This is a genomic window from Argonema antarcticum A004/B2 (assembly GCF_023333585.1).
Lineage (GTDB): Bacteria > Cyanobacteriota > Cyanobacteriia > Cyanobacteriales > Aerosakkonemataceae > Argonema > Argonema antarcticum.
The window spans coordinates 1-24,693 of sequence record NZ_JAIQZN010000104.1 but is presented as its reverse complement, the minus strand read 5'-3'; the positions used below and the strand labels follow the sequence as shown (position 1 = coordinate 24,693).

The following is a 24,693-nucleotide window of genomic DNA, read 5'->3' as shown; positions in this document are numbered from 1 at the left end:
ACTGAGATCTCTAACACATTGATGCTCAAACTCCTCTTGGGGTGGTGCGCCGCAGGCGCACCCCCTGAACGGTTACGCTACATCGCTGGCTAGGCAACTTAGTCAGGAACAACTGGAACAGTACTTGAGCAAACTGAATCTGCCCTCGTGGGTTAATGCAATATTTCTGGCCGCGGCTTGGCAGGCTGGAAGCCAACCATCGCGTTTGCTAGTGGACAGAACCGCAGAGCGTCTAGATAGAACAGTCCAAAGAGGAAAGAAACACCCTAAATTTTTGGGTGGATGGTCAGTTGCGTTTTGTGAACTGACTGCTTCATATGGGTTAGACGTGGAACGCACACAGCGCCTCACCAAAGTGGTGTGTCCAGCTTTTCCTGAAGCTATTCCCTATGCCGAGAGCAATTTGCTTAAATACGATCTGCAGCTACGAACGGTATGTTTGCAGTCCGCACTCGCAGATCAAGAGGTAACCACCGCCGATCTTGTCCTGGAGCGGTATCGCGAATCGGAACGGCGAAGTTTCCCTGAAATGCTCCGCAAAATTCTCAATGTTTACAAGGTTCGCGCACTAGCCATCGTGAAGCATCCCGCAATCTCGGATGTCTGGAAGAGCCTAACTTCCGATTTAGAGTCTCGCCTTGCGGTAAGCGAACATCGCTGGTTCAAGCACGACTTTCAGTACATCATATGGGCAAATCAAGCTTGCGAAGCACTCCTGAGTTGTTCAGGCGATGCTGAAAGTTTCCTCGAAGCAATTGCCGATGCTGCGGAACACCTTGTACGAGGAGCAGCACATCGATTGTGGATAGACCTTGCTGAAAGAATGATGCTCCAAGAGGCATATCGTCCACTGGCATATCACTTGCTTGAGCGAGCCGCTCGGTATGTCATTGGTAAACCTTTTACCAAACCTGAGTTTTCACAGAAAATCCTAAAAGCAAACTTTCCTCAAGACAGACGTTTTAAGGAAACCCTCCCTTCTCCTAGTTCCCTTGTCCCCCTTGTTCCTTCACGTATTACTCAAAAAAATGTTGTCAAAAGTCAGTTTTCCGGACGCGATCGTTGGCAAACTCTATTGCGTTGTGCTTTAGTTGTCAGTCAATATGACGAAGAATTGGGACGGGATTACTACAAACGCAGTCTTATGGCGACTGAGAGCCTTGACGACGATAACGTGTATTTATTGTCTTGGCTGTCCTGCTTGGCACATCAGCTCGCGCCCTTTCTATCATTTGAAGACAGACAAAATTTTTCGAGACGTCTTGCTCGCATCGTTGAAGAACATAAGGATTATGTGTCAGAGCCTTCTGAACTGCCCTGGAAGGCAACACTTGGTACTGTTTCTCGGTTAGATGCTGCTAATGGTTTGGCTTTGTGCAGCCTATGGGATGATGAAAACCACTTTCTACTAGAACATAGCATTATTCCTGTTGTCAAAGAAGTAACCGAAAGTGGCTTCCTTTCTCCTCTTGAAGGATTCTGGCTACTTCGGTTGGCAGGAGAGAGATATGACATATCCGAAGATGCGATTCCCCTTCTCGAACGGTTACGAACTACGGGCGTTTCTGCTCGACCGCAGCTTGTACAGATGATGCAGGCACTCAGCTATTGGATTAGGCGAGATGTTCCCCTAGCAGAACGCAAAACAGCAGCAACTAGAATTATGGAATGGGCTGATGCTCATGGCATGGGGCAACTTGCAGGCATTGCTGAATTGCGCGAACTGATATCGTTTGTATCCTCACTTCCATCTATAGAAGACCGAGATACTTCTTCCGCGTATCGCCCAATGACAACCCGCAAATTTATTGTTCAGGACATTATTAATGAGGCACGTAGCGGCTCATTGATTGATTTAGAATCGCGGCTTCGTCAAGTCTTGATGAATGGTGACAGCAACATAATTCAAGAATTTTTGACTGCATTAGGGCGATCGGTTACTCCTTCTCAGCGTGTAGAGTATTTGAATGAGCTGATTTCAGTGAACATCAGCCCATTGCTGGTTTATGAAATCGTTATAGTGCTACAAACCTATCTAAAAGAGTGGGGTAACTCTACCATCATACAAAAGTGGATTCCAGAAGGTATTAGTAAGTTCCTCGAACTTCATCTGCCAGCACTGTTAGTTTTATGGTATGGCTCAGATCCGCCTCTAGAACAGCTTCTTTCGCTACCTAACCTAACTGAACAACGGACTGCTATACTTCTTCCGGCTATCGCCCAACATTTGGAGTCCCTTTCTCCACAGGAACTATACACGGCTGCTAAATCGCTAGCAGTAAAACTTCCGGTTGAAAAACTTCGGAATATTCTTGATTGGTCGCTTACGCGGAGTGAAATGCAAATAGAGCAAGGCACAGAAATGCCTCCCGTACTCCAGACTCAGTTACCCGATACATCCCAAGCTTTGCTGGCTCATTTCTTCTGGGCATTGTTTGGGCATCCTGATAAGCGAGTTCGATGGAGAGCACTACACGCTGCACGGGGGATTATTAAACTTCCTAATCAGGCTTTGCTTGACGAACTCGTAAAGTTGTCACAATCAGAAACGGCAGGAATGTTTCGTTCTCCCCAATTGGATTTCTACTGGATCTCAGCACGAACGTGGTTGATGTTGCTTTTCGAGAGATTGGCACATGAGTGTCCTCAAATTCTAGAGCAACACGTGCAGACAATTGCAAACCATGCACTAAATCGTGATTTTCCTCACGCTCAAATTCGAGAACTTGCTAAGCAAACTGCTCTACGTATAGTCAAGTATGAGCCGCGATCGCTACCTTCGGATGTTATTGAACACTTGAAGTTGGTAAATAATCCATCAGCCTGCATTTACCCACGAGAGAACCAATATGAATTGCCTCTAAGTCCTAGAGTAAAAGCTGATAAGGACAGAATAAACAATCGATTTAGCTTTGATGAGACAGATACTTTGCGCTATTGGTATAATTGGGCATCAAAAATTTTCGGTTATACCGAAAGTAATATTGTTGGTAGAGCAGAGCAATGGATTTGCGATCGATGGGGAAGAACTGACCGGGATTGGTATGAAGATCGACGTGAGTTAGAGGGTCACTACGATTGGAGAGAAACGTCAAATTCTCAAGGAAGCATTCCAAGAGTAGAGAGTCTTCACACATATCTTGAATACCATGCAATGCTATGTGCGGCTGGGGAAATGATAGATGAATTAATGCCTGTTGCTGTTGAAACTTATGAAGACGCTGGTTGCCCTTGGGAAGAGTGGATTCAAGGACATCTCAATGTAAGTCCTAACTTTTGGTTGGCAGACCTTCGCATACCAACACCTTATCGTCCAGATAGTTGGGGGCGGTTTTCACCAATCAAGGAGTGGTTAAAACAATATTCGTTAGAAGAGTTTGATTCGGGTCTTGGACTAACAGAATCAGGACACAGTGGTGAAATTGTTATTTGGGGACATATAGATCTGTATGATTATGAACGAGTAGGTCATATACGAATAAGTAGCGCATTAGTTAATCCGGTTACAGGACGTTCTTTGCTTTGCGCTTTACAAACAACTCCCAACCATAGGTTTCAACTTCCTGTAAAGGGTAGAGGATTTGGTGAGTTTGAAATTAGTCAACCTGGTTTTGAATTGGAGCCATGCCTGGAAATCAAGAGGCAGAAGGAAGAAGCATTAGACCAGTTCGATCCCCTTGCCAAACAAGAATCCAGCCTAGAAGCTGAAGTCATCATCCTAGACAGTAGGTTTTTCAAATCAATTAATCTGAACAAACTGCCTAGTCGTTGGGAATATGCTTCTAGTGATGGATCTAAAATCGCCTATTTAGAATTTTGGAGTGATAATCTCCGCGAACGGCAGGTTACACAAGCCTTTTCTGGTGGAAAAAGGTGGTGGATAAATATTGAGTCGCTACTTGACTATCTCAACCAAGGTGAACGTGACCTGATTATCGAAGTTCAAATAGCTCATAACCGTTTGAATAACCAGAGAGAAGAGGGTGAAGAATATGACATTGGATCGACAACCATCTACCTTCTCCGACGAGACAGAATCCTCGAAACCCTGGACAGCTGTCGTGACATTAGGCAAACGGATCGTGAAAGAACTCGATCTGGAGGATAGCGTAGATACGTTAGGGCGCTGGATGGCTCATCGGATTGCAGAACTAATGGAGCAGGCTGAACAAGCCCCTACAGAAGCAGAGCGAGAGGCGGCGAAAAGAGAGTGTACCGATATAATCATCAGGTTATGGGAACACATGGCTCTTATTAGGGCTATTTAATAATATTTTAGGATAGTAAGTACGGAAGACTTTCAATTATTCAATACTATGGATATTCCACCGCATACAAGCGACTAACGTCGCACCGACGGGTAAGCAGTCATTGTTTACCCCTGTATGCAAGTCATCTCAATTTCCGATTTAAACTCCCTCGTCAATCCAACCCGGCTGGCTGTACCCATTGATACCGAGCAACAAAACTTTCAGCTAGCAATCAAACAAACCTGCATGAAACTACCCACCGAACCATTGCTAATTTCTCATCCAAAAATCGACAGATGGATGATGGAAGTAGGTTTTCTATTTCCTGAAATCTTTGAATGGAAACCCACCCAATTTTTAGTAGATACCCAATTCATTGCCAAACTTCGTACAAACACAAAAAATGTGTGCGTACAAATAAACGCGAATGTAGCTTTTCTCAAAAATGGATATGTCAACTTAATTGAGTGGGCAGTTCGACATCCATCATTAAATTGGTCTGACAAAGTTAAGTTGTGGGTAGCAACAGAATATCTTTCATTGCCGCCAGAAACCCTCAAGCTAAGTATCTTAGCACTCCACCCCACCGATCCAGGCAAAAGGCACGAAATCGCTTGGGACACTCAGCAACATAAAGAAACAAGAGATTGGCTTATGTCCGTTCTCGCAGAACAGACAGCACCAATTCCCAATCAAGTGAGATTGTCAAAAGCGATCGCATCCCCGACCAATTTCGACATCAAGAAAATCCCAGAATTGACACTCCCGGCTCTAAAGAGACAGGGATTCTCCAGATTTTCTGCCGTATTTTCTGGATTCCCGATTGTCAGCAATCATATAATCAGTTAAATCGAACAAACTTAACTGAGTATTCAATTGCTCTAAGGCATGGTTCCTAGTCTCAACCACAGAGGATTGATATCTACTAGGCGTAACTTTCCGAGAGTCCCTCGGTAGCTTTTTTGTTTTACTTGGGAATAGTAACCCAACTTTTTTAGCTACAATTCTTGATGCTTTTGTGTCAGCATGATCGGCATATCCGCAGTTGGTACAGATGAATTTTTCACCACTGCGGTTTTTCTTGTCTATATGCTTGCATTTAGGGCATTCTTGGCTTGAATATTTTGGATCGACTGCAATAACTGGTTTACCTGATTTAGCTGCCAGCCACGCAATTTTATTAAACAAATCACCCCAACCACAATCAAGAATTACTTTGTTTAATCCAGTTTTAGCAGATGCTCCGTTTTTTAAATAACCTCCCTTCCCATTATGTTTAGGTTTGGCTCGTTTTACCATATTGGTAATTTTCAGATCTTCACGTCCAACAGCATCAGCCGTTTTGACAATTTTTGATGCAGCTTGCCAATTATGACCATTTCGTTTTTGAGTTAATTTATGCTGCATTTTCGCTAACTTTTGATAAGCTTTAGCCTTATTCTTAGAACCATTAATTTTACGACTAGCTGCACGTTGACGCATCGCTAATCGCCTAGCATTTCTAGTATTAGTAGTAGCTCTGATATTTTCAACAAAACTACCATCTGACAAGGCTACAAGCCGATTAACACCAACATCAATCCCAACAACTGATTTAATTTTTGTTTTAACTTCTGGTAGTTCTCCTGGTATTTCTATCAACATCGAAATGTGCCAATTATCTGCACTACGTTTAACTGTACAGGTTCTAATCTCTTTGATTAAATTTAAATCTCTACTGTTAAACATTTTGACATTGCCAATACCAGGGAGATACACAGTTGCATAACTATCTACAAAATTGATTAACTTAACGCGCCCTGGTTTGTACTCAAATGAATCTAACTTACGCAGATATTGAGGGAATCCTCTCCCATGCCTCCAAAAATTATTAAATGCTGTGTCTAAAAGTGCGATATTACGCTGTAAAACATCTGAATCAATATTTTCAAAACTACAGTATTGATGGCGTAATTGCGTTGTTACTTTCATCTGTATCCCAGATGCGATATCCCATTTAATTATGCCCGAACTGGTTTTTAGAGCCAGCGATAAATCCGATGGGATAACCCCATGTTTAAGAACAGGACAAGTTAACGGACAATTTGCGCCATATTCAATTCTAGATTCTAGATCGCAATAACTACCCCAGGCATAACTAACTGGAGTATCCGCATTTTGGTTGTTGGTATTGTATCCAGTTTCTCTCTCTCGTAGCGCATAATTACGATGTTTTCTCAAACTTATCAACCACTCAGACATTTTGATAATCTGAGTCTGATTTGGTTTGAACTTGAAATTCCACCTTACTTGCAACTTATACCACCTCTAGTTACTTTATCTACTATATTTAGTATATACGGTATAGTTAAAAATGACAATAAAAAAGCGAAAAGATATACCTATTTTACATAACGAAGTTAAGACTTAAAGAACCGTTGTTTTAACGCCTACTGCCTGGAATAACATTAAGTTATTATCAGCTATCAAAGGTATTAGTGCCAGTGAATTAATTGAGAATAGGGCGAGAAATCTTGACGGCGAATAAATTCGCGTGGGTCGGATTTCATCCCCGATTTAAAAATACGGGGCTTCCATCCTCCCACGTTTTTCTGTGAAAATATAGAAGGCATACAGGTGCCATCTTCCCCCACGCGATCGCCCAGTAATTTCCACTAACCCAGAAGGCCCAATGGAAAATTTTCCATTGGGCCACAACTCCTAACGCTTACCAATTCCACCTGTGGAAAATACCCGTTTCGTTCGTTTAGCTTTAGTAACCACAGAATCCAGCGGGTCAGACACATACCTTTGAGGAGAACCATTAGCCGCCTGCGACTCTTGAGGAACATTACCCCCAGCATCCGGCAGTGGTAACATCCGTTCAGCCTCCGCAATGCGATCGTACAATGCAGCTGTAAGTTGTTCCAGGCTAGCAAGTTGCACCCGACTTTCCAAACGAGGTCTAACCTGTTCTTCCCAAAGCGTTTCACTTTCGCTTTGACGTTTCAAATCCGCTTTCGGAATCGGAATAGTCAGCGCATAAGGAATCGACCCCTCACCACCAGAACTGTAGCCTGGGTTAGTAATCACGCAACGACCTTGGGGAAACCGCAAAATCTCGTCCACCGAAAACAGCGGCATTTTCTGAAGCGACTCGTTCCAACTAATCGATTGATTACCTTGAGATTGACCCCCCTGAGAACGGCTGGTAGATTTGCTTTTCACCAGCACTTCTTTGTCCCCGTAGCGTTCCGAGTATTTTTTGGCAGTATCCGTATTGCCGGGATTGAATAGGATGTGGGTGCTGCAAGCAGATGCGATCGCTGCTCCCATTTTCTCCCCATATCCCTCGTAAAGTTGCTCCAAACTCTGAATTCCCAGAATAAAACAAGCCCCATTCGATCGATACTCGTTAATCCACTGGGGCATCCTGTCCAGTCGAATCGAAGGAAACTCATCCAGCGAAATAATCAGCGGGTCTTTCCGGGGACGACTTAAATTAGAAACAACCAACAGGTGAATAGCCGCCGCCAGCAATGGCCCCACGACCGATCGCCGCTCGTCATCTAATTTAAACACGATCATCTGCCGACCTTCAAGTTTAGTCGGTATATTCGACTCCCCCAAAAAAGCTCGCAATAAGTCAGCCTGAATAAAACTGCTGAAAGTTCCCGCCGCCGTTGTGAGAATTCCAGAGATAGTTTTTTCTGCTTCCTTAGCACTCAAAAATTGGTTGAAACTGGTAGCAACCCACTCATCAATTTGACGGGATTGCACCGCATAATCGATTCGTTTCACTAAATTTGGCAACCTCATAATTGCATAGAGCATCGCCATATCTGGATATTTAGAACCCTTCACTAACTGAAGCAGCGCCTTCGCCAACAAATCCCCCGCTTTTGAGAAAAATTCATCGCTTTTTCCCTGACTGGAACTGGCATTTCGATTAATAACCTGACCGATTTCTCCAGCCATAACCGAATCTTGCGGCGACTTCATAAAATCGAGGGGATTAATTACGCCCGAATAAGGTTCCCCCGGTGCAAATGCCCACACTTTATAGCCGTAACGAGCCGCCAAAGGTGCGTGAAGCTTAAGCTGATCGCCTTTTTTATCGTAGATAATAATTGGAAATCCTTGCACCATTGCACTTTCGATCGCTCTATCTATTGTCGAAAAAGTTTTACCCGAACCGGGCGCACCAATTACTAAAATTGACCGTTCTGCATGAGGAAGCCAAACAGTCGGACTGCTTCCCAAAGCCGTTTGAAAACTAGCAACTAATCCCCTGAGTTTTTTACCGTTCCACCAATAGCGAAGACTGCCACACCAAAGAGTTACTTTATTGTGTTTGCGCTCTTTAATCTGCTTTAATGCCAAATTACTAGCTGCCATCTTTTCAGAAGTACCGCACAGCTTCCCAGTGGTAATTTTACCTTTCCCATTTCCCATAAAGCGAGATAGTAAAAGCAGAAAGATAAAAAATCCTATGGTTAAATAACCTTCTGGATTATTGTATTGCTGTAAGATACCACTCAAGTTAATTGAAGATAGGGGTGCAGGTTGCTCTGTTTTCCTTTGAGTTTGAGCAAGAATAGGGTTAGAGTTAGCTTGAGCAAATAAAAATTTGATTTCAAAGTTCATAATTTATCTGCTTTTCGGTTAGCGAACATTTTATTTAACTTCACAAAAATTATGTGGCTACAAATTGAGATTACCAGACAAGTCAACCTAACGGAAAATGATTTTCTACTTGTTCTACCAGATGGATGGGAAATTACATCTAACAAGTCAGCCTTTTGGTTAATCAAATAATTTACGACGCTGGAAATTTTAAGTTAATCTCTATATCAAACTGCTAACGCAGTGCTTTACCGATAAAAAGCGCTAAAAACATATTCTTTTTTTATGAACAAGAAGCAAAAGGAGTGGTTGTCTGAATTTTTCAAAAGACATCCAGATTATCAAGTTTCAAAATCTATTGGAATTACAAAATTAGGAAGAGGTGATATCTCAATTACTCTAGAGCGGACAGAATGGATTTATATGGAACCAATTTCTATTGAGTATTCAGGAAGCTATTTACCCGGTTTCAAATGGCACTATATTAAAGTTAGACTCTCTAAAAAAGGTGAGTTGCTTTCCGATCTAACCTATACCTGCAAAATAGCCTCTTATCCTCACTGTCCGGTCACACCAAATGGGATTTCTAAGTACGAATTAGAAAGGGTTAAAATCAAACAAGGAGAACAGCTTAATTTCCCTTTTCATCAAGCTATTCTAACAGTTAATCAACCGCCTTCACTAAAATGCAGCTTTTATCGAGCCAAGCGACGATATAGACGCAAACAAGAACAGGAAACGGTGAAAAAATATCGTTGTAATTCAAAATTTTTCCAGCGCGAACTGCCTTTTTTGAAACCTAAAGTTTTGGCTCCCGATACACAATTTATTCCCCTTGCTTGTAGCGATGGCGCTATTATACAGGTGCCTGAATATCTGATAAAGTTGCTAGAGGAAGCAAACGCCAGTCCCGGTGAAAAAGCGGATGCGGCGGATCTGTATGCGATCGCTGGGTTGAATGCAGCTATAAACTTGGTAGAAGGGCTGCCATTATTGCGATCGAGAGCGGTAAACCCCAAAAGCCACATTCCTGTCTGAGTTTTGGCAAAAGGTTGGCAAACTCTGCCAAACTCTGCCAAACTGGTAAAAGTAAAGACTGCTACCAAGAGAGGGGGTGGTCTACTGCCTCCAGCTTCGGAGCCCTCTTAATGCTTAATCTGGGAAAAGGTATTAAATGAGTATTCTCGCACCTAACCTCTAAGTGGTTTTACTGAAAAGCTAACACCAGAACTCTTCAACCACCTTGTAAGTATAAAAGCCATACTCAATATGACTGATAAAATATTCAAACCCAACTTTGAGGAAAACGATGCTATATTATCTGACTTACTCAAAGAAGTTCAGAAATGGGAGGGAACACTAACAGGCGGCACAAAACTGGGTATCAATGCCGAAAAAGTTGATAGCTTATTTCAAACTAAAATCAGCTTTGGGAATCCCAGAGATCGGTTAATTCGGCTGACAGAAAATACATTCAAAGATAGTGGTACTGAACTCGATAGCATCTATAAACAACAGATGCAACAGCAGTTTGACTTCTACTATATGACGCTGACTGTTGCTCTCCGTGCTGAACGTGGTGCTAGATTTTGGCGGTTAACCTGCGAGTTAGATTTTAGTCCTAAAGGTAGCAATGAACCAATTATTGTTAGCTTATTTCCTACTCAAAAGTGGCGTTCAGTAATGAACTTGGGAGTAGGTATGGATGTGGGATTAAATGGTAACTTGAATTGGGATGTGGGTGTTGATTCCTCGAAGTTAGCCGAACTATTAGGCTCGATACCAGAAGATATTAAAGCCAATGTCACCAGCAAAAATAACTTCAAGGCATTTTTAGCTATTCCTGCATATCGTTATCATCTCGGTCATTCCGAAATTCTGACCAACGGTGAAGGGAATTCTACTTGTCACTGGCGAATTCAGGATCGAGAACTACAGAAAATTGGCACAGCCAAATTCGGCATCGTTTTTAAAGTACCCAAAGGAACTGAATCAATTACTTTGCAGGGTACAGTATGGGCTGAACCCGATCTGAATTGGCTAACGGCTGATATTCGAGATGTTTTTGCCAATTTGTCCGAAAATTTGAAACAACTACTCAAGCAGAAAAACGAAGCAGCCATCCACTTTGCTCGTGGTGATTCCGAACAATGGGAGCTAAATCTGCCTAAAGGATGATGACTAAGAAACTTTATTGCTAAAGTAGGCTCAAAGGCAGAGGCGAAAACTTATGGCGAAAACATACTACACCTATCGCATTCGTGTTGCCAACCGCGATCGCGTCCAGGTGGAAAAGTGGGATGCTCAACATCAAGACAAAGGACAACCTAGGGGCGCACTTCGGTATCAGGAGAAGCTACCAGAGATTGCACCACTGCTAGAAGCTGCCAAAAATAACGAGTTGAACGATTCTAATTTAGTGCGATCGCTCGGAGAAGCCTTATTTGATGTCCTGTTTGATGACGTGCTGCGCCAGGATTTCGTCAACTTTTACTATCAGGTAGTACAACAGGAAAAACAACTACTGCGAGTTGAACTGGATATCGACGAACAGGGAATGCCTGAGATAGCTGCCCTGCCTTGGGAATTTATGTGCGTGCCTGCAAGAGCTAATCTAGGTACAATCTGGATGGGAACGTTACCAGATCTGGTTTTTTCCCGTAGGCGATCGCAGTGGATTGCAGCACAACCAATTCAATTAGCACCAGATGAAAAGCTAAGAATTGCATTAGTTATCTCTGCTCCTCCTAATTTACCGCCCGTTGCCTACGAACCAGTCCAAGCAGCATTAGAAAAACTAGCAGTTGAACAAGCAAAGCGAGTAGAATTATTGCCAATTGTCAGTTCTGCTAACCCTGAAGCTATTGATACTATTCTGTCAAAAGACCCTCATATTTTTCACTTCATTGGTCATGGACGGATGCAAAATGAGGGTAAACAAGAAGTCGGTGAGATAGCTTTAGTCGATCCTGACTTTAATGAGGCAATGTGGGTGGATGCAGATTACTTCAGTGAATTGTTTAATCAACACCGCCCAGGCGTAGTCATGTTACAAGCTTGTGAAGGCGGAATGCTGTCTTCATCACAAGCATTTGTGGGAGTTGCATCTAAGGTTGTCCAACAAAATGTGCCTGTGGTTGTGGCGATGCAATATGAAGTGACGAACAGCACTGCTAGTCGCTTTGCACTGCGCTTCTATCAACAGTTGGCAGCAGAAGATCCGGTTGATATTGCAGTTCAATATGGAAGACGTGCGATCGCTCTTGGTTCAATGCAATATGGGAAACGAGATTTTGCCACCCCTGTCATCTTCATGCGCGTGCAAGATGGCTATCTATTCAAGCGTCAGAGTATGACAAAAAACAGTAACCCGAACTACATTATTCAACGCATTCTCAACGGAACTCAAACAGATTATGATGTTGAAGCTTTACGTCAATGGTTAAATAGTGGTGCCATTCAAAATTTACAAGTAGGAAAGTACAACGTTAATATAGGACAAGGACAAGATATTCATATTGGCGATCGCACTTATCAAGGACTTGATGCACAAGCGATTCGAGAGGTGGCTCGCTCTGTACTTCGTGGTGCTAATGCCACAGATATTCAAGAAATTGTTCGGTCTATTCTTAAAGAGGAGTTTCATGACTTGGCGCAACGAGAAAATCCTCAAAGTAGTTTGCCAAAAACAATTTTAGTATTAGCTTCCAGCCCTACAAATCAAGCTAGATTGCGCCTAGATAAAGAAGTGCGAGAAATTGATGAGGGTTTGCGAAGGTCGCAGCAGCGAGAAAAGTTTACTTTACAGCAACGATGGGCTGTTCGCCCTGATGATTTGCGTCGTGCTTTGTTGGATTTAAGCCCACAAATTATTCACTTTTGTGGTCATGGATCGGGTGAAGATGGATTAGTTTTGGAAGATGATGCTGGCAGAGCGCAACTCGTTCCAACTGAAGCTTTAGTAAATTTATTTAAACGCTTTGCAACGCGAGGGCTTGAATGTGTTGTTCTCAATGCTTGCTACTCGGAGATTCAAGCTGATGCGATCGCTGCACATATTGATTATATAGTTGGTATGAATAGTAAGATTGGAGACAATGCAGCGATTAAGTTTGCAGTTGGTTTCTATGATGAACTAGGTGCAGGTTACTCGTATGAAGATGCTTATCATGGTGGCTGCGATGCGATCGCTCTGCAAGGAATCCCAGAGGAACATACCCCAGTATTCAAAAATTTTAAAAAAAAGTCCAATTAACGGTAAAAAATGAAGTTGGTCAAAAGCAACTCCCTAAACCAATTAAGATTCCTGAAAACCTCCCCCGTAGTGGCGTGGTGCAGTTTGTCGGTCGGGATACGGTCATGTCGCAACTCCATCTGATGTTGCAACAGGATCATCGGGTTGCTGTCTATGCGATCGCTGGGATGGGCGGTGTCGGCAAGACGGAACTGGCGTTGCAATATGCGCTGAAATACCAGCCGACGTACCCGGCAGGAATCTGCTGGCTTTCGGCAAGAGGCGTGGATGTCGGGACTCAGATTGTGCAGTTTGGGCGAGTTCTTTAAGAGAGTTTTCTGCCAAATGTTCGGAATATGCTAGAAAAATGAGCCAAATAGCTAATCATTCTACCACTGGTCAGGCAGTTTTTAATGCCAAGGTGCCAACGAACATCTGGTTCGCTGTTGCAATTGTTGATGAAGTCGCTCCAGAAACTGGGAGTGCCATCCAAAAGACGAATCCCTTCGATTACAGTGTAGATTGGCTATGGTATGAGGAGCCAGTTGTTTGCGAACTCAACCGGAAGGCGCTTTACTACTTCGAGGAGCCAGCCAATTTCTTTGACCACTTCAAAGGTGAGGTTGTTTGGAAAAAGCTAAGGACAGTTATTCAGCAAACGTTGATGTCCGCCAAATAGACTATAGAGAAAATTAACAGATGACTCCTCCTGATGACTTACTTGCCATCATTGACCGCATCACAGCTGGGGAATACGCGGAAGTTGAGCTGCAACGGCTACGTCGCGCTTTAACTGTAGGCGATCGCCAGGATGTGTTGCAACTGGGCAAGTACAACGTCAACATTGGTCAGGGAGAGGAGATTCACATTGGTGATCGCGTCTTTGTTACGTGGAATGATGACGCAATTCAAGCACTTATTGAGGTTGTTCAAAAGCAACTTCCTAAAGCAACTGGAATTGTTGAAAACCTACCTCGCAGCGGTGTGGTGGAATTTATTGGTCGAAATCACGAGTTATATACCCTGCACCAGTTGCTCCAAGACAACCAAAGGATTACTGTGACCGCAATCACAGGTATGGGTGGAATTGGCAAAACCGAACTGGCTTTGCAATATGCCTTGAAGTACAAACCACAGTATTTGGGTGGAATTTGCTGGTTACAGGCAAGAGGTTTGAATATTGGGTCTCAAATTGTTCAATTTGCGCGATCGCGTCTACAACTCAACCCATTGGAGGAATTAGACCTACTAGGTCAAGTTGGGTTTTGTTGGTCACACTGGCAAGCCGGAGAAGTACTAGTTATTATTGATGATGTCATAGATTACGAACTAATTAAACCCTACCTACCGCCATCAGAATCTCGTTTTAAAGTACTCATTACAACTCAGTTGCGACTAGGTAAATCAGTTAAACAACTGGAAATAGAGGTTTTGGATGAGTCCTCTGCATTAGAGCTACTAGAATCGTTAGTGGGAAAAGATCGTATTCATGAAACCTTAAATGACGCTAAACAACTCTGTGGCTGGTTAGGCTATTTACCTCTAGGGCTAGAATTGGTTGGGCGATACCTAGATCGCAAACTAGATTTATCCATTGCACAAATACAGCAAAGATTAGAGAAGAAACGCTTAGAAGAGCGATCGCTGCAAAACCCGGACTCTGACATGACCAAACCACTGGGAGTGTCAGCGGCCTTCAACTTAAGTTGGGATACTCTGGATGACTCAACAAAGCAGTTAGCCTTTTTATTGAGCTTGTTTGCCATCACTCCTATTCCTTGGAAGTTGGTTGAACAAGTTGCTTCCAATGAAGATCCAGATGACCTAGAGGAGATCCGAGATGACAATCTAGTGAATCTACACCTCCTACAGCGTAAAGCGGAAAGTATTTATCAATTACATAGACTCATTCGAGAATTTCTACAAGAAAAATATTCTGAGATAGATAAAGCAGATGCTCAAAAACAGAAATTTTGTCAAGTTATGGCATCAATTGCTCAACAAATTCCAGAGTCACCTACTCTAAAATTTCTCTTGCAGATGACACCAATGATGCCTCATCTTGCTGAAGCTGCGACAACCTTAGTTAATTACCTAAGCGATCAAGAACTAATTCAGCCGTTTGCAGGTTTAGGTCGTTTCTACGAAAGCCAAGGATTCTATAATCAAGCAGAAATTTGGTACGAGCAATGTCGTATCAAAGTAGAAGAACGACTTGGAACTGAACACCCTGAGATTGCAATTAGCATCAGTAATCTGGCAAGAATTTATCAATCTCAAGGGCGGTACACAGAAGCTGAATCCTTATATATGAACGCATTAGAAATGCGAAAACATCTACGGGGAAGTAATCACCCTGATCTAGCAGATAGTCTTAACAGTTTGGCTGTACTTGCTTCCAAGCAAGGACGATACATACAAGCAGAAACTCTATTCACACAAGCATTGGAAATATGGAAACGAACATACGGAAATGAACACCCTGAGATAGCCGATTGTCTAAATAATCTGGCAATGCTCTACAACGAGCAAGGACGCTATCAGGAAGCAGAGCCTTTATTTATTCAAGCATTAGAAATGCGGAAAAAATTACTGGGAGTGCAGCATCCACGTATTGCCACAAGCCTTAGTAATTTAGCATACTGCTATAACTTACAAGAGCAATACGATCAAGCACAACCTCTCTACATACAGGCATTGGAACTTTCTAAACAATTGCTAGGTGAAGAGCATCCCAACGTAGCAGATGGTTTAAATAACTTGGGAATGCTCTATCTTGCTCAAGCAAAATATTTGGAAGCTGAACCTCTGCTTTTTCAAGCTTTGGAATTACAGAAGAAAATGTTGGGTGAAGAACATCCAAATGTTGCAACATGTTTAAATAATCTGGGGTATATGTATGACTTGCAAGAACGTTATTTAGAGGCTGAACCTCTCTACTTACAGTCACTTAATATGAGAAAACGGTTGTTAGGTGAAAAACATCCTTATGTAGCAATTAGCCTCAATAATTTAGCGAAAATTTACCGAGAGAAGAACCGTTTTTCGGAAGCACAACCCTTATACATTCAAGCAATAGAAATTTTGGAGACACAAATTGGTCCCGATCATCCTATAACGGTTCAAATTCGTACTAACTTAGAGAAATTACTGGTTTTGCAAACTAATCACTCAGATAATTAAGGGTTTAAATCTGTAATTTTATTTAGCCGAACCAACAAGTGTAAATGCTGCCCATTCTTTAGGATTGTCAGGATTTTTTTGCATCATCTCAAGCATCGCCCGACGCAATGCTTGAGCTTTATCCGTGTTTGGGTCATTGAGAAGATGTCCATAAAATTTGGTCATCAACTGCGTGGTTGAATCATCTGGTACTGACCAAAGAGATACGACAATGCTGGGAACTCCAGCAACACTAAATGAGAATGGCAATCCAATTACTCCTCCTGGTGTTAGAGGTCCCCGACCTGTATTACAAGCACTTAAGACAACAAGGTCAGTTTTCTGAAGTTTCATTTCGATGATTTCAGCCGCATCAAGCAAACCGTCTTCATCTTTGGATGGAGCGAGTGCGATCGCACCTGATGCTATCCGAGGCTGAGAGCGACGGTACAAATCTAGAAGTCTATTCCCATATTCTAGAATATTCTCAACAAACAGTGATTCCTGAGGCTTTTGAGAGGATGAAGATGGAACTGAAATATTAAGCTTAGGCTTGTCTGAGCCTGTATCAATAATACCGTGCGTTGCAAGGTGAATGATTCTTGCATCTCGCATTCGACGAATTACTCTATCTTCATCTGCTTGATTATCTGTTAGCAAATCAACATCAAATTCCTTTTGCTTCAAAAGCTGGGCAACTTCTATTGCTTCCTTGGCTGCTCCTGGTAAAGGTTCTAGTCTTTGAGGTGAGATAGCATTATCTACTTTAATAGTGGGCATTGTTGGGTTTCCCACAATTAAAGCATGTTTGCTACGGGAGGAACTACGTTCTCGATTGCGATTGCTTAAAAGTAATGCACGCAGATTAGGAGATGTCAGAATTGTATGCTTCTCAATTAGATATTGTCCAGATGAATCTTTGAGAATTGCGAAGGGAACGAAATAAAGCGATCCCTGTGGTATGAAAATCACACGTTCTTCGGGAACGACAGGTAGTAAATCTTGAATAGGCGCAATTAGAAGTTGATAAAGCTGATTTAATTGCTGATTTTGTTCTGTAATTTGTTTTGGTGTGAGTGAAGAAGGTGCGTTTAAGGTTGTACCACGTTCTCTGACTCCCAGAGAGCCACGAAGTTTGGCAATACCTTGTGCCAAGGCAGTCAACTGTTCTCCACGGCAATCATCCGAAAAATCAGTTAAAGGTTTGCACTCTTCAGTAAATGAGGGATTCTGCCTATCATCCTGCAAGACTCCCAATTGAAGAGGTCGCTCAACAAAGGAAATTTGTCCTGTAGGACGAATAACCCAAATATAAAGTTTACTTGCTGGTGGAGTGTTCCCTGTATTTTGACGGGGGTTAACTAAATATTCTATATATTCTATATCATCCTCGTAGGAAATAATGGAATAACTAACAATTGTAGAATTTTCATTTTTAGCAATCTTTTTTATATTTTCAATGGTTAACTTGGGAGATAAATCTTTGACAAGTTTTAGCAAATCACCCTCTTGTGATAAATTAAATAAAAGATTTTTATCTATCTCTATTGTTCTACCGTATTCAGCAGCTAATAACGCATCTTCTTGACGATTTTGTGCAATATAAACCTGTTGAAGAAGTTTGAAAGTACTATTCTCTAAGCCTTCTGTATCGTATCTAAGAGTTGCTGAAAAAGTACCACTACCACCTATTGGGCAGGTAAAACTAAATGTAAAATCATCCGGTGATGTGTCAGAGTTACATTTGCTAGGAGTGTATGAAAAAACACTGACTTTACTTGCAACTATAGTAAGTACACGTTCTGCACCCGATAAAGCACTATCCTTTTGGGAAAGATAACCAAGTGTTTCAGAGAGTTTAGCTAAGTTAAAATATTCAGATCCTATTTCGTATAGAATATTAAATCTAGTGCCATAATTAGAAGAAATATCAGATGAATTGAGTTCTTTTAGAAGAAATTTTTCTCTATTTTCTAACAACTTTATCTTTGAGGAAATTTCTTGCTCTTGCTCGATTGGAGTCTGAGCTAAGGTACGTGGATTTCCAGCTATCCTCAAAAAATCATTTGGTAGGATGATTGATGTGAAACTCAGAAAAAATAGTAGTGAAGAAATAATTAGTTTTTTTAGTCGCATATATCGATGGGTAGATTAACTGTAAGCTGCAGTTGCTCCTCCAGCATAGCTTGACTGACAGCGTGCCGTCAATGTTGGGCAAAGGAGTCGTCGGTTGGAGGAGTTCTCGGAGTGTTGGCGATCGCCAATGTGAATCTCGCCCCCCTGCACCTGCCCAATATTCGTATTGAACTTGCCATCCTGAGAGACGAATTGCAGCGTAGTGCCACTGACTTTGAGCCACTGCCGCAGTTGGGTAACTTCTGACTCATCTCGGCTGCCATTGAGAATGCGATCGAGAATCGCTATCAACTCATCAGGGTTAGGCATCTACTGAAGGTTAACTTAGAGGAATAGCACTGGCTTAAACTTAAGCAATACCCTTTATATTGTTCTTTTCTACATCAAAAACAAAAATATTGCCAGATTTCCATCCAGGGTTAAAAGGCTACCGCCTTGGTGAACCGCTCTTTTCACCAAACTAAATAATGGTTAAAACTAACAGCAAAGCTAAAACTAAAACCCCAGTCCAACCAGAAATCATTGAAGACACAACAGAATTTCAGTCAGAAGACTTTGATTTTGAAATCGACCCAGAACTACTACAACCCAATTACAACCAAGTAAGGCGACCAATTCTACCTTATGGTATTGTTGTCAACGAACAAGTAGCAGGCTTACTAATTCCAGAAGAGCAGTTAGAAAAAGCTAATTGGTTCGTCATGCCAAGCGAAGATGAAATGACCACAATTGGTTTAACAGAAGACGTTACAGGATTGCTACTTTCCAAATGCCGCTTGTGCATACTCGCATTCGTTCCCGAATACATTCGTTACAAGAATGATGTGCCAGATTTAGGCGGTACTACCATCGGCTTGTACGAAGATTACAAAGCTCAACTCGACAAAAAAACGATGGATGTTGCTAGCGAACACGCGATTGTTTTCCTAGATGAAAACAATCGTCCCATGCACAGCACGCCTATCGTCATTAGGTTCAAAAATGTCGCATTGTGGAGCTTCAAAGCTGCTAGAGATGAATTCTACCGTTTATTGGAAAAAACGTTCGCTGACTACTTCCAAATTCCCTTCAGCGGCAAAAACGATAAATGGCGAAGTCTTGGCATCCTAGAAGTCGAATTTAAAGGAGTCAAAGAAGGTGAAGGCTCGAATAGAAGTTACTGTTGCAAAACTATCAACTACACCAAACCAACTATCGAGAACTTACCTTCTTTGTATCTAGGACGACCGCAGCAGAAAAACACGCTTTGGGGACTGCATGACAGCATCGCTGGCTTCACCGAAGCACCCGCATTACCAGCAGCAGCAGAACCTCAAATTCAAGTGCTGCCACCCATCTCTCGAAAATCAGAAAATGGTAAAAAGCACAATAACGGACACAAACCACCCCGCAAAATTACAGCCGAGGTAATAGAAGATGACGATGATTTCGAGGATGATTTAGATGAAGACGAGTTCGACGATTTTGATGAGGATATCGATGAATAAGCCTGTTCGATAATTACCAATCAATAAGCCCCTAGTTCATTAGGAGGAACAGGGGCATTTTTCACGAATACAAACAATTACTGAAAAGAATATTTGAAATATTGACTACTTGCCACGCACCTCAATCAAAGAAGATTTAGCGAGTTGGTATTCCCGACCGTTGAAGCAGAAAACTAACTGCCTTATATTATCCCCCGAAGGCTGCTGTACTTGCAGACAAGGTAAACCAGAAGTTTTCGTTGGGTCATCCGCTACTTGCAACAACAATCTATTACGTGGTAAGTTCGGGTTAAGATAGCTAGAAAAAACGCGAACAGGAGAAGTATCCTTTCTTATCAAATAAGCCACGTACAGACAACCTTTGTTACTGCAAACACCGGGATTATTGAAATTAAAGACAACTAATCTACCCGCTTTTCCATCAACAGTCCAAGCTAAAACATTTGGTGCATCTGACTGTGGATTAAGTTCGGAATTTTCAGTAACAACGAGTTGAACCGTCTGAACAGGAACGACTTTAGTAGCAACTGACCAAGGGATTGTTGCCGTATTTGTACTGCAACCAGCAGTTCCTAATAGCACTGACAATAATAAGAATAGCATCACTCCAAAACGAAACCACCGTCCAATAAATAAAAACGATGTAGGGGGTTTAGAATTGTCTGGAGGTTTGGAAGCTAAATTATTCGGCGAAAAATGTTGAGGATGTAACAGAGTAACTAAATCACCTTTTTGTTTTTGGCTTATGTTTGCTTCTCTATCTTTTGTAACCATCACGTTTACCTCCCTAAAATACTTTGATTTTGATTATTGTCGATTACTGCAAAGCTTTAACAGATGTAGAAACCGCAATACCAACCTGTTTAAATGCCCAAAGGTCTTCTTCAGAAAATTGCCAGCTAGAATCCTTCAAACTCGGTTGTAAAGTAGAGCGGAATTTATCGATACCTCCTGCTTTATTAATCGAGTAACGCAATTCACCCAAAGCCAATTGCCTCGCTACTGACTGCTTAACCACCCGACTGTAAGGATAGAAGTCATTCATGGGGTTGGAATACAGCAATTCACACCGCTCGTCTTTGAGAGAAACCAATACGGAAAATGGCATCGCATCTCCCGGTAAATAAGCATCCAATAAGCGGTATTTGATGTCATCCTCTCTCACCTCAGTTACAAATTCTGTCCTGAGAGTACCAAGACCAACTGGAAGACAAGATGAAGGAATTTCAGCCATTCGCGAAGACTGACTGAAAGCTGGAGAATTAATCAATAATTCACTGACCAAATAAACCAATAAAGCTGTTAGTAATCCCCAGCTAAATTGCAACAACCGCGTCCGTTTTTTCAATACTACGCTTGCCATTAACTACCTCCGAAAATTCAAATTCCAAATTGAGATGGATTAACAGCCGTCCCATTAATACGGGTTTCAAAGTGCAAGCGGGGTTCTTCCACCATCCCGGTGCTACCCAGACCACCAATAACCTGACCTTGAGAAACGCGATCGCCTACCTTGACCTTCACAGAACCCGATTGCAGGTGAGCGTACCGAGTTGTGCGACCGTTACCGTGGTCGATTTCAATCCAGTTCCCATAGCCACCTCCACAGCCTTGTACCCCTTGCTGACAGTCAGAAACAACCATTCTGACCACTCCCCCATCTACCGCCTTTACCGGACTTCCGACCTCTCCCGCGATCGCGATACCGTTGTCCATTTTCCGCACACCGGAAACTGGACGAGTTCGCGTACCGAAGCTACTGGTTACTTGCCCATTCGCTGGCTTGATATACTGACCTGTAGTTTGAGTATCTATACTTGCAGTGGGAGTACAAGCAGCTGCACTCAACCGGGAGATCGTTCCACCACCTGCTTGATAGCGCCTTAAAACATCAGAACCGTAGCTTTTTAAGGTCAAACGACCGAATGCGTCAGTTGCGCCGCCGTCAACTTTGGAGTAGTCGCCGCCAAAATGCTTTTGAGCTACTCGTTCGATTAGGCGATCTCCGTTAAAAAGAGTGCCAGTTGTCGGGTCTATTTCTTGAGATGTTGTATTGATTTTGTCGCTAATACTTCTTTGAAATGCAGCTTCCTGATCCGCAGGCGGAAAAAATTGGAAAAGTTCGGATTGAGTAGGTTTATAACCACCTTTGAGTTTAGCTAAAAATTGCTGTCCTCCTGGTTTAGATGCGATCGAACTAGCAGCATACTCGTTGTAAGTGACAAACTGGTATTTACCGAGCGGAACTCCGCAATTTTTACCGCCATCTGCACAAACATAAGAACCGATAGTATCGTAGGAACCGCTACTTTCTATACTAGCAATAGCTTCCGATAAAGCCGCAACACTTACCCCTTGAACGTTACCAACTGAAATCGGTGCAGTATCCCCTGGAGGACAAGGAACGTTAACATTTGCAGCCGTAGTTAGACCCTTAGTGGGAGTGGAAGATACCGAACTGCGAGTCGCCCCAGTTGGTGTAGATGATGAGCCAACCGCTGATGGCTCCAGCGCTCCCACAAAAATGAGAGAATTGACCCGATAAGTAAAGAAGGGTACTGGGCCAATAAAATAGGGAGAGCAACCGCAAAATGAACAAAACCGGAAGAACAAAGCGGTATCAACGGTATCAGTCCGCTCGTCTGGTTCCATGACCACCACCTTAAAGGCACTGCCAAAGGGCAACCTCCCCGTCGGTTCTTTACCACCATTAACCCCTTTTAGACAGCCCCAACCGCCCTGGACTTCCTGGTACTTACCGCTGATCCATTGTTTACCTTCGAGGGAACCGCGAGCATTGCGACCAGAATTTTCTAGATCGTCTAATTCAATGTAAGCGCAATCTTTCTCTTGACAGTTGACTGAAAATCCCTGAACATCGGAACCTGAAATAGTATTGGTTCGTTTGCGCTCGGCAGGGCCATAAATAACGTCAATTCGCATTACCAAATTGCCTACTTCGGCAACTGGATTGGGAAAGTTAGACAAGGGTAAAGCATTCAGCCCGGGTACATCTTTAATTAAGGTTGTTTGCCAATCTGAAAATGCACCAATTTGCGTGCTATCTAAGTTGGGAATTGAAGAGATTGAATAATGGGAGAGGTCGATTTCTCCGAGCTTCAACTGTCCAAGCTGGGGATTGGAACTGAGGACTTGGGCTAAAGTGCGATCGCTTAAATTATCAGTAGTTTTGGTATTCAGCAATTCTGCTACTGGTGGAACATTCTTAACTTTAAATTGACCGAGAACAGGAACAGCTTGAACCAACTGGTCTAAGGTTTGTTTACCAACTAAATTGAAGGCACTTAAAGCAACTCGCTCCAAGTTCAAATTAGTTTGCTGTGCGATTGAACCGAGTGAAAGCAGTTCTGGTTGCAAAGCTTCACTAATATCGCCTAGCATGATGTATTGGTCGGGAGTTTGTCCTGCTGTCCAAGTCCGACTCAAATCGTAGCCAATTGCCTGCGTGTACTCTTGTGCTGAAAGGCTTCCAGATTGACTAATGGGTGGCATCTGGGAAAAAGAAATCTGCGTCCAATCTGGTACAAGAGCATTGACAGAAGTAGGATTTCCTTGTCTGCTAACACCGGGTATTTCTAAAATCCGAGTTGGCAGTTCGGTAGAATCAACAGTAGTTTGTGCAATAGCATAATTTGGCGCATAAATTAAGCTCAAAATTATTAAGAATAAACAGAATATGCCTACTGATAAGCGCCGAATTATTGCTAAGAATCTTGTTTTCATTGCCGCGTAAAAAAGTTTGGTTATCAGTCAATTCATGAGAGAGCGCGTTAAGTAATAAAATTCGCGCTCTTATTGGTACTTACAGTTGTAAAAAAGCGCTACAACTCTAGGTCATCGTAGTCAAAATAAGAATTGGTGGTTGTTTCGCCCCTATCGAAATGCGGATTAGGATTAGCAGCAGTTTCAGCCCAAGGAGTATCTGCTAAGTTCAAACTTCCTTCAAAAACATTCTCTCGATAGCCATCTGTAAAGTAATCTGGAACGCCGTAAGCTTCCGATTGCTGACTGTTATAACCATTGCTTTGATATCCTTCGGAAGAATACCCAGATGGCTCAGTTTCATAACCGTTTGTACCGTAGCCTTGTTCGGTGCTGTAGAAATTGTTTGGTTCGTTCATAGTTTGTAGCTACAAAGTAGTCAAAATCGACAACTTAGCGTAGCTAGCGTCAATTCAAGGGCGTTTCAGCCGATAGTCTTAATTCAACCACCGCCTATCGGCGGATATGTAGGGGGAATACTGTTAAAGTAAGTTTGTGAATCACGAATACTTGCTGCTAATTGCACAAAAAGAACCGCTGTTAACGTTTAATCTGGGTGTACGATTTAGCAACCCATGAAAGTTTTGTTATGGCGAAAGTGGAACACGACGAGGAACGCGAAGAGCGCATTACGATGGAAATTGTGGTAGATGCCTATGGGCCTGAAGAGCAGGCAATGGGCTGGTACTACTACCTACAGGATACGATGGAATTTCCATTTATGGCCGTCTGTGTCAGTAAGCGACGCAGTTCTCCGGTAAAAGAAGGCACAACTGTAGAAGTAGTGGGTATGGCATCGGAAGATGAGTGCGATCGGGAAATGTACGTGGAGATTGCCTGGGAGGGCGATACGCTGGCAGTACCGTTGATTCAGCTAGAGGCTCCAGATGCAGATCTACAGACTCAGCAAGCCATTGCAGACTGGCATTACTGGGTCGATCGGGGCTACGAATTTGGGTAGGGTTCATCAACAGTAGTCACTTTCCTAACATTTACTTACAAACATTCACTTTTCCGGCGCGATGCTTGCCACACT

Annotated in this window: 19 protein-coding genes; 11 read left to right on the top strand and 8 right to left on the bottom strand. The window is 42.6% G+C overall.

Annotated elements, in window-relative coordinates; all coding sequences use genetic code 11:
* Positions 1-328 precede the first annotated feature (328 nt).
* From LAY57_RS29690 to LAY57_RS29680, 3 genes are all read left to right on the top strand, one after another.
* Positions 329-4,108: a hypothetical protein gene (locus LAY57_RS29690; protein ID WP_249070785.1), complete on the top strand. Its 3,780-nt coding sequence runs from the start codon at positions 329-331 to the stop codon at positions 4,106-4,108.
* Complete coding sequence (locus tag LAY57_RS29685; protein WP_249070784.1) at positions 4,083-4,268, top strand: hypothetical protein; 186 nt, start codon at positions 4,083-4,085, stop codon at positions 4,266-4,268. The genes LAY57_RS29690 and LAY57_RS29685 overlap by 26 nt, the downstream gene beginning before the upstream one ends.
* 117 nt (positions 4,269-4,385) lie before the next feature.
* Complete coding sequence (locus LAY57_RS29680; protein WP_249070783.1) at positions 4,386-5,099, top strand: hypothetical protein; 714 nt, start codon at positions 4,386-4,388, stop codon at positions 5,097-5,099.
* Here LAY57_RS29680 and LAY57_RS29675 read toward each other — a convergent pair.
* Together LAY57_RS29675 and LAY57_RS29670 are read right to left on the bottom strand one after the other, a co-directional pair.
* Positions 5,022-6,545, bottom strand: coding sequence for an RNA-guided endonuclease InsQ/TnpB family protein (locus tag LAY57_RS29675; RefSeq protein WP_275994399.1), 1,524 nt, complete (start codon positions 6,543-6,545; stop codon positions 5,022-5,024). The two genes, LAY57_RS29680 and LAY57_RS29675, sit on opposite strands and share 78 nt — an antisense overlap.
* A gap of 405 nt (positions 6,546-6,950) precedes the next feature.
* Positions 6,951-8,876, bottom strand: a complete 1,926-nt coding sequence (locus LAY57_RS29670) for a type IV secretory system conjugative DNA transfer family protein (RefSeq protein WP_249070781.1) — start codon at positions 8,874-8,876, stop codon at positions 6,951-6,953.
* Between the two features lie 264 nt (positions 8,877-9,140).
* Here LAY57_RS29670 and LAY57_RS29665 point away from each other — a divergent pair, with 264 nt between their 5' ends.
* The 6 genes from LAY57_RS29665 to LAY57_RS29640 all read left to right on the top strand — a co-directional run bounded on the left by LAY57_RS29665 (position 9,141) and on the right by LAY57_RS29640 (position 16,272).
* On the top strand, positions 9,141-9,893 hold the full coding sequence (locus LAY57_RS29665; RefSeq protein WP_249070780.1) for a hypothetical protein: 753 nt from the start codon (positions 9,141-9,143) through the stop codon (positions 9,891-9,893).
* Positions 9,894-10,124: 231 nt separating this feature from the next.
* Positions 10,125-11,033, top strand: a complete 909-nt coding sequence (locus LAY57_RS29660) for a hypothetical protein (protein ID WP_249070779.1) — start codon at positions 10,125-10,127, stop codon at positions 11,031-11,033.
* A gap of 52 nt (positions 11,034-11,085) precedes the next feature.
* A complete protein-coding gene (locus LAY57_RS29655) occupies positions 11,086-13,110 on the top strand; it encodes a CHAT domain-containing protein (RefSeq protein ID WP_249070778.1) in 2,025 nt (674 codons plus the stop codon).
* Positions 13,111-13,214: 104 nt separating this feature from the next.
* Positions 13,215-13,418, top strand: a complete 204-nt coding sequence (locus tag LAY57_RS29650) for a hypothetical protein (RefSeq protein WP_249070777.1) — start codon at positions 13,215-13,217, stop codon at positions 13,416-13,418.
* Between the two features lie 38 nt (positions 13,419-13,456).
* Positions 13,457-13,768 carry a hypothetical protein gene (locus tag LAY57_RS29645; protein ID WP_249070776.1) on the top strand — a complete coding sequence of 104 codons (312 nt, stop codon included), beginning with the start codon at positions 13,457-13,459 and terminating at the stop codon, positions 13,766-13,768.
* 20 nt (positions 13,769-13,788) lie between these two features.
* Entirely contained in the window at positions 13,789-16,272 is a 2,484-nt protein-coding gene (locus LAY57_RS29640) for a tetratricopeptide repeat protein (RefSeq protein WP_249070775.1), read from the top strand.
* A gap of 18 nt (positions 16,273-16,290) precedes the next feature.
* Here LAY57_RS29640 and LAY57_RS29635 read toward each other — a convergent pair whose 3' ends face one another.
* Both LAY57_RS29635 and LAY57_RS29630 read right to left on the bottom strand, forming a co-directional pair.
* Positions 16,291-18,387, bottom strand: coding sequence for a CHAT domain-containing protein (locus LAY57_RS29635; protein WP_249070774.1), 2,097 nt, complete (start codon positions 18,385-18,387; stop codon positions 16,291-16,293).
* 15 nt (positions 18,388-18,402) lie between these two features.
* Positions 18,403-18,696 carry a hypothetical protein gene (locus LAY57_RS29630; RefSeq protein ID WP_249070773.1) on the bottom strand — a complete coding sequence of 98 codons (294 nt, stop codon included), beginning with the start codon at positions 18,694-18,696 and terminating at the stop codon, positions 18,403-18,405.
* Between the two features lie 158 nt (positions 18,697-18,854).
* On the opposite strand from LAY57_RS29630, the gene LAY57_RS29625 reads away from it, so the two are divergent.
* Positions 18,855-19,874: a DUF5895 domain-containing protein gene (locus LAY57_RS29625; protein ID WP_249070772.1), complete on the top strand. Its 1,020-nt coding sequence runs from the start codon at positions 18,855-18,857 to the stop codon at positions 19,872-19,874.
* A 105-nt stretch (positions 19,875-19,979) separates the two neighbouring features.
* Here LAY57_RS29625 and LAY57_RS29620 read toward each other — a convergent pair whose 3' ends face one another.
* The 4 genes from LAY57_RS29620 to LAY57_RS29605 all read right to left on the bottom strand — a co-directional run bounded on the left by LAY57_RS29620 (position 19,980) and on the right by LAY57_RS29605 (position 24,016).
* The gene (locus LAY57_RS29620; RefSeq protein WP_249070771.1) at positions 19,980-20,648 is read right to left on the bottom strand and encodes a hypothetical protein; all 669 of its coding nucleotides are present in this window, start codon (positions 20,646-20,648) and stop codon (positions 19,980-19,982) included.
* A gap of 43 nt (positions 20,649-20,691) precedes the next feature.
* Positions 20,692-21,237 (bottom strand): hypothetical protein, encoded by a 546-nt coding sequence (locus tag LAY57_RS29615; RefSeq protein ID WP_249070770.1) that lies wholly within the window; start codon positions 21,235-21,237, stop codon positions 20,692-20,694.
* A 17-nt stretch (positions 21,238-21,254) separates the two neighbouring features.
* On the bottom strand, positions 21,255-23,549 hold the full coding sequence (locus LAY57_RS29610) for a M23 family metallopeptidase (RefSeq protein WP_249070769.1): 2,295 nt from the start codon (positions 23,547-23,549) through the stop codon (positions 21,255-21,257).
* A gap of 167 nt (positions 23,550-23,716) precedes the next feature.
* Positions 23,717-24,016: a hypothetical protein gene (locus LAY57_RS29605; protein WP_249070768.1), complete on the bottom strand. Its 300-nt coding sequence runs from the start codon at positions 24,014-24,016 to the stop codon at positions 23,717-23,719.
* A gap of 230 nt (positions 24,017-24,246) precedes the next feature.
* Between LAY57_RS29605 and LAY57_RS29600 the strand changes: the two genes are divergently transcribed.
* On the top strand, positions 24,247-24,618 hold the full coding sequence (locus LAY57_RS29600) for a calcium-binding protein (RefSeq protein ID WP_249070767.1): 372 nt from the start codon (positions 24,247-24,249) through the stop codon (positions 24,616-24,618).
* The last annotated feature ends 75 nt before the right edge of the window (positions 24,619-24,693 follow it).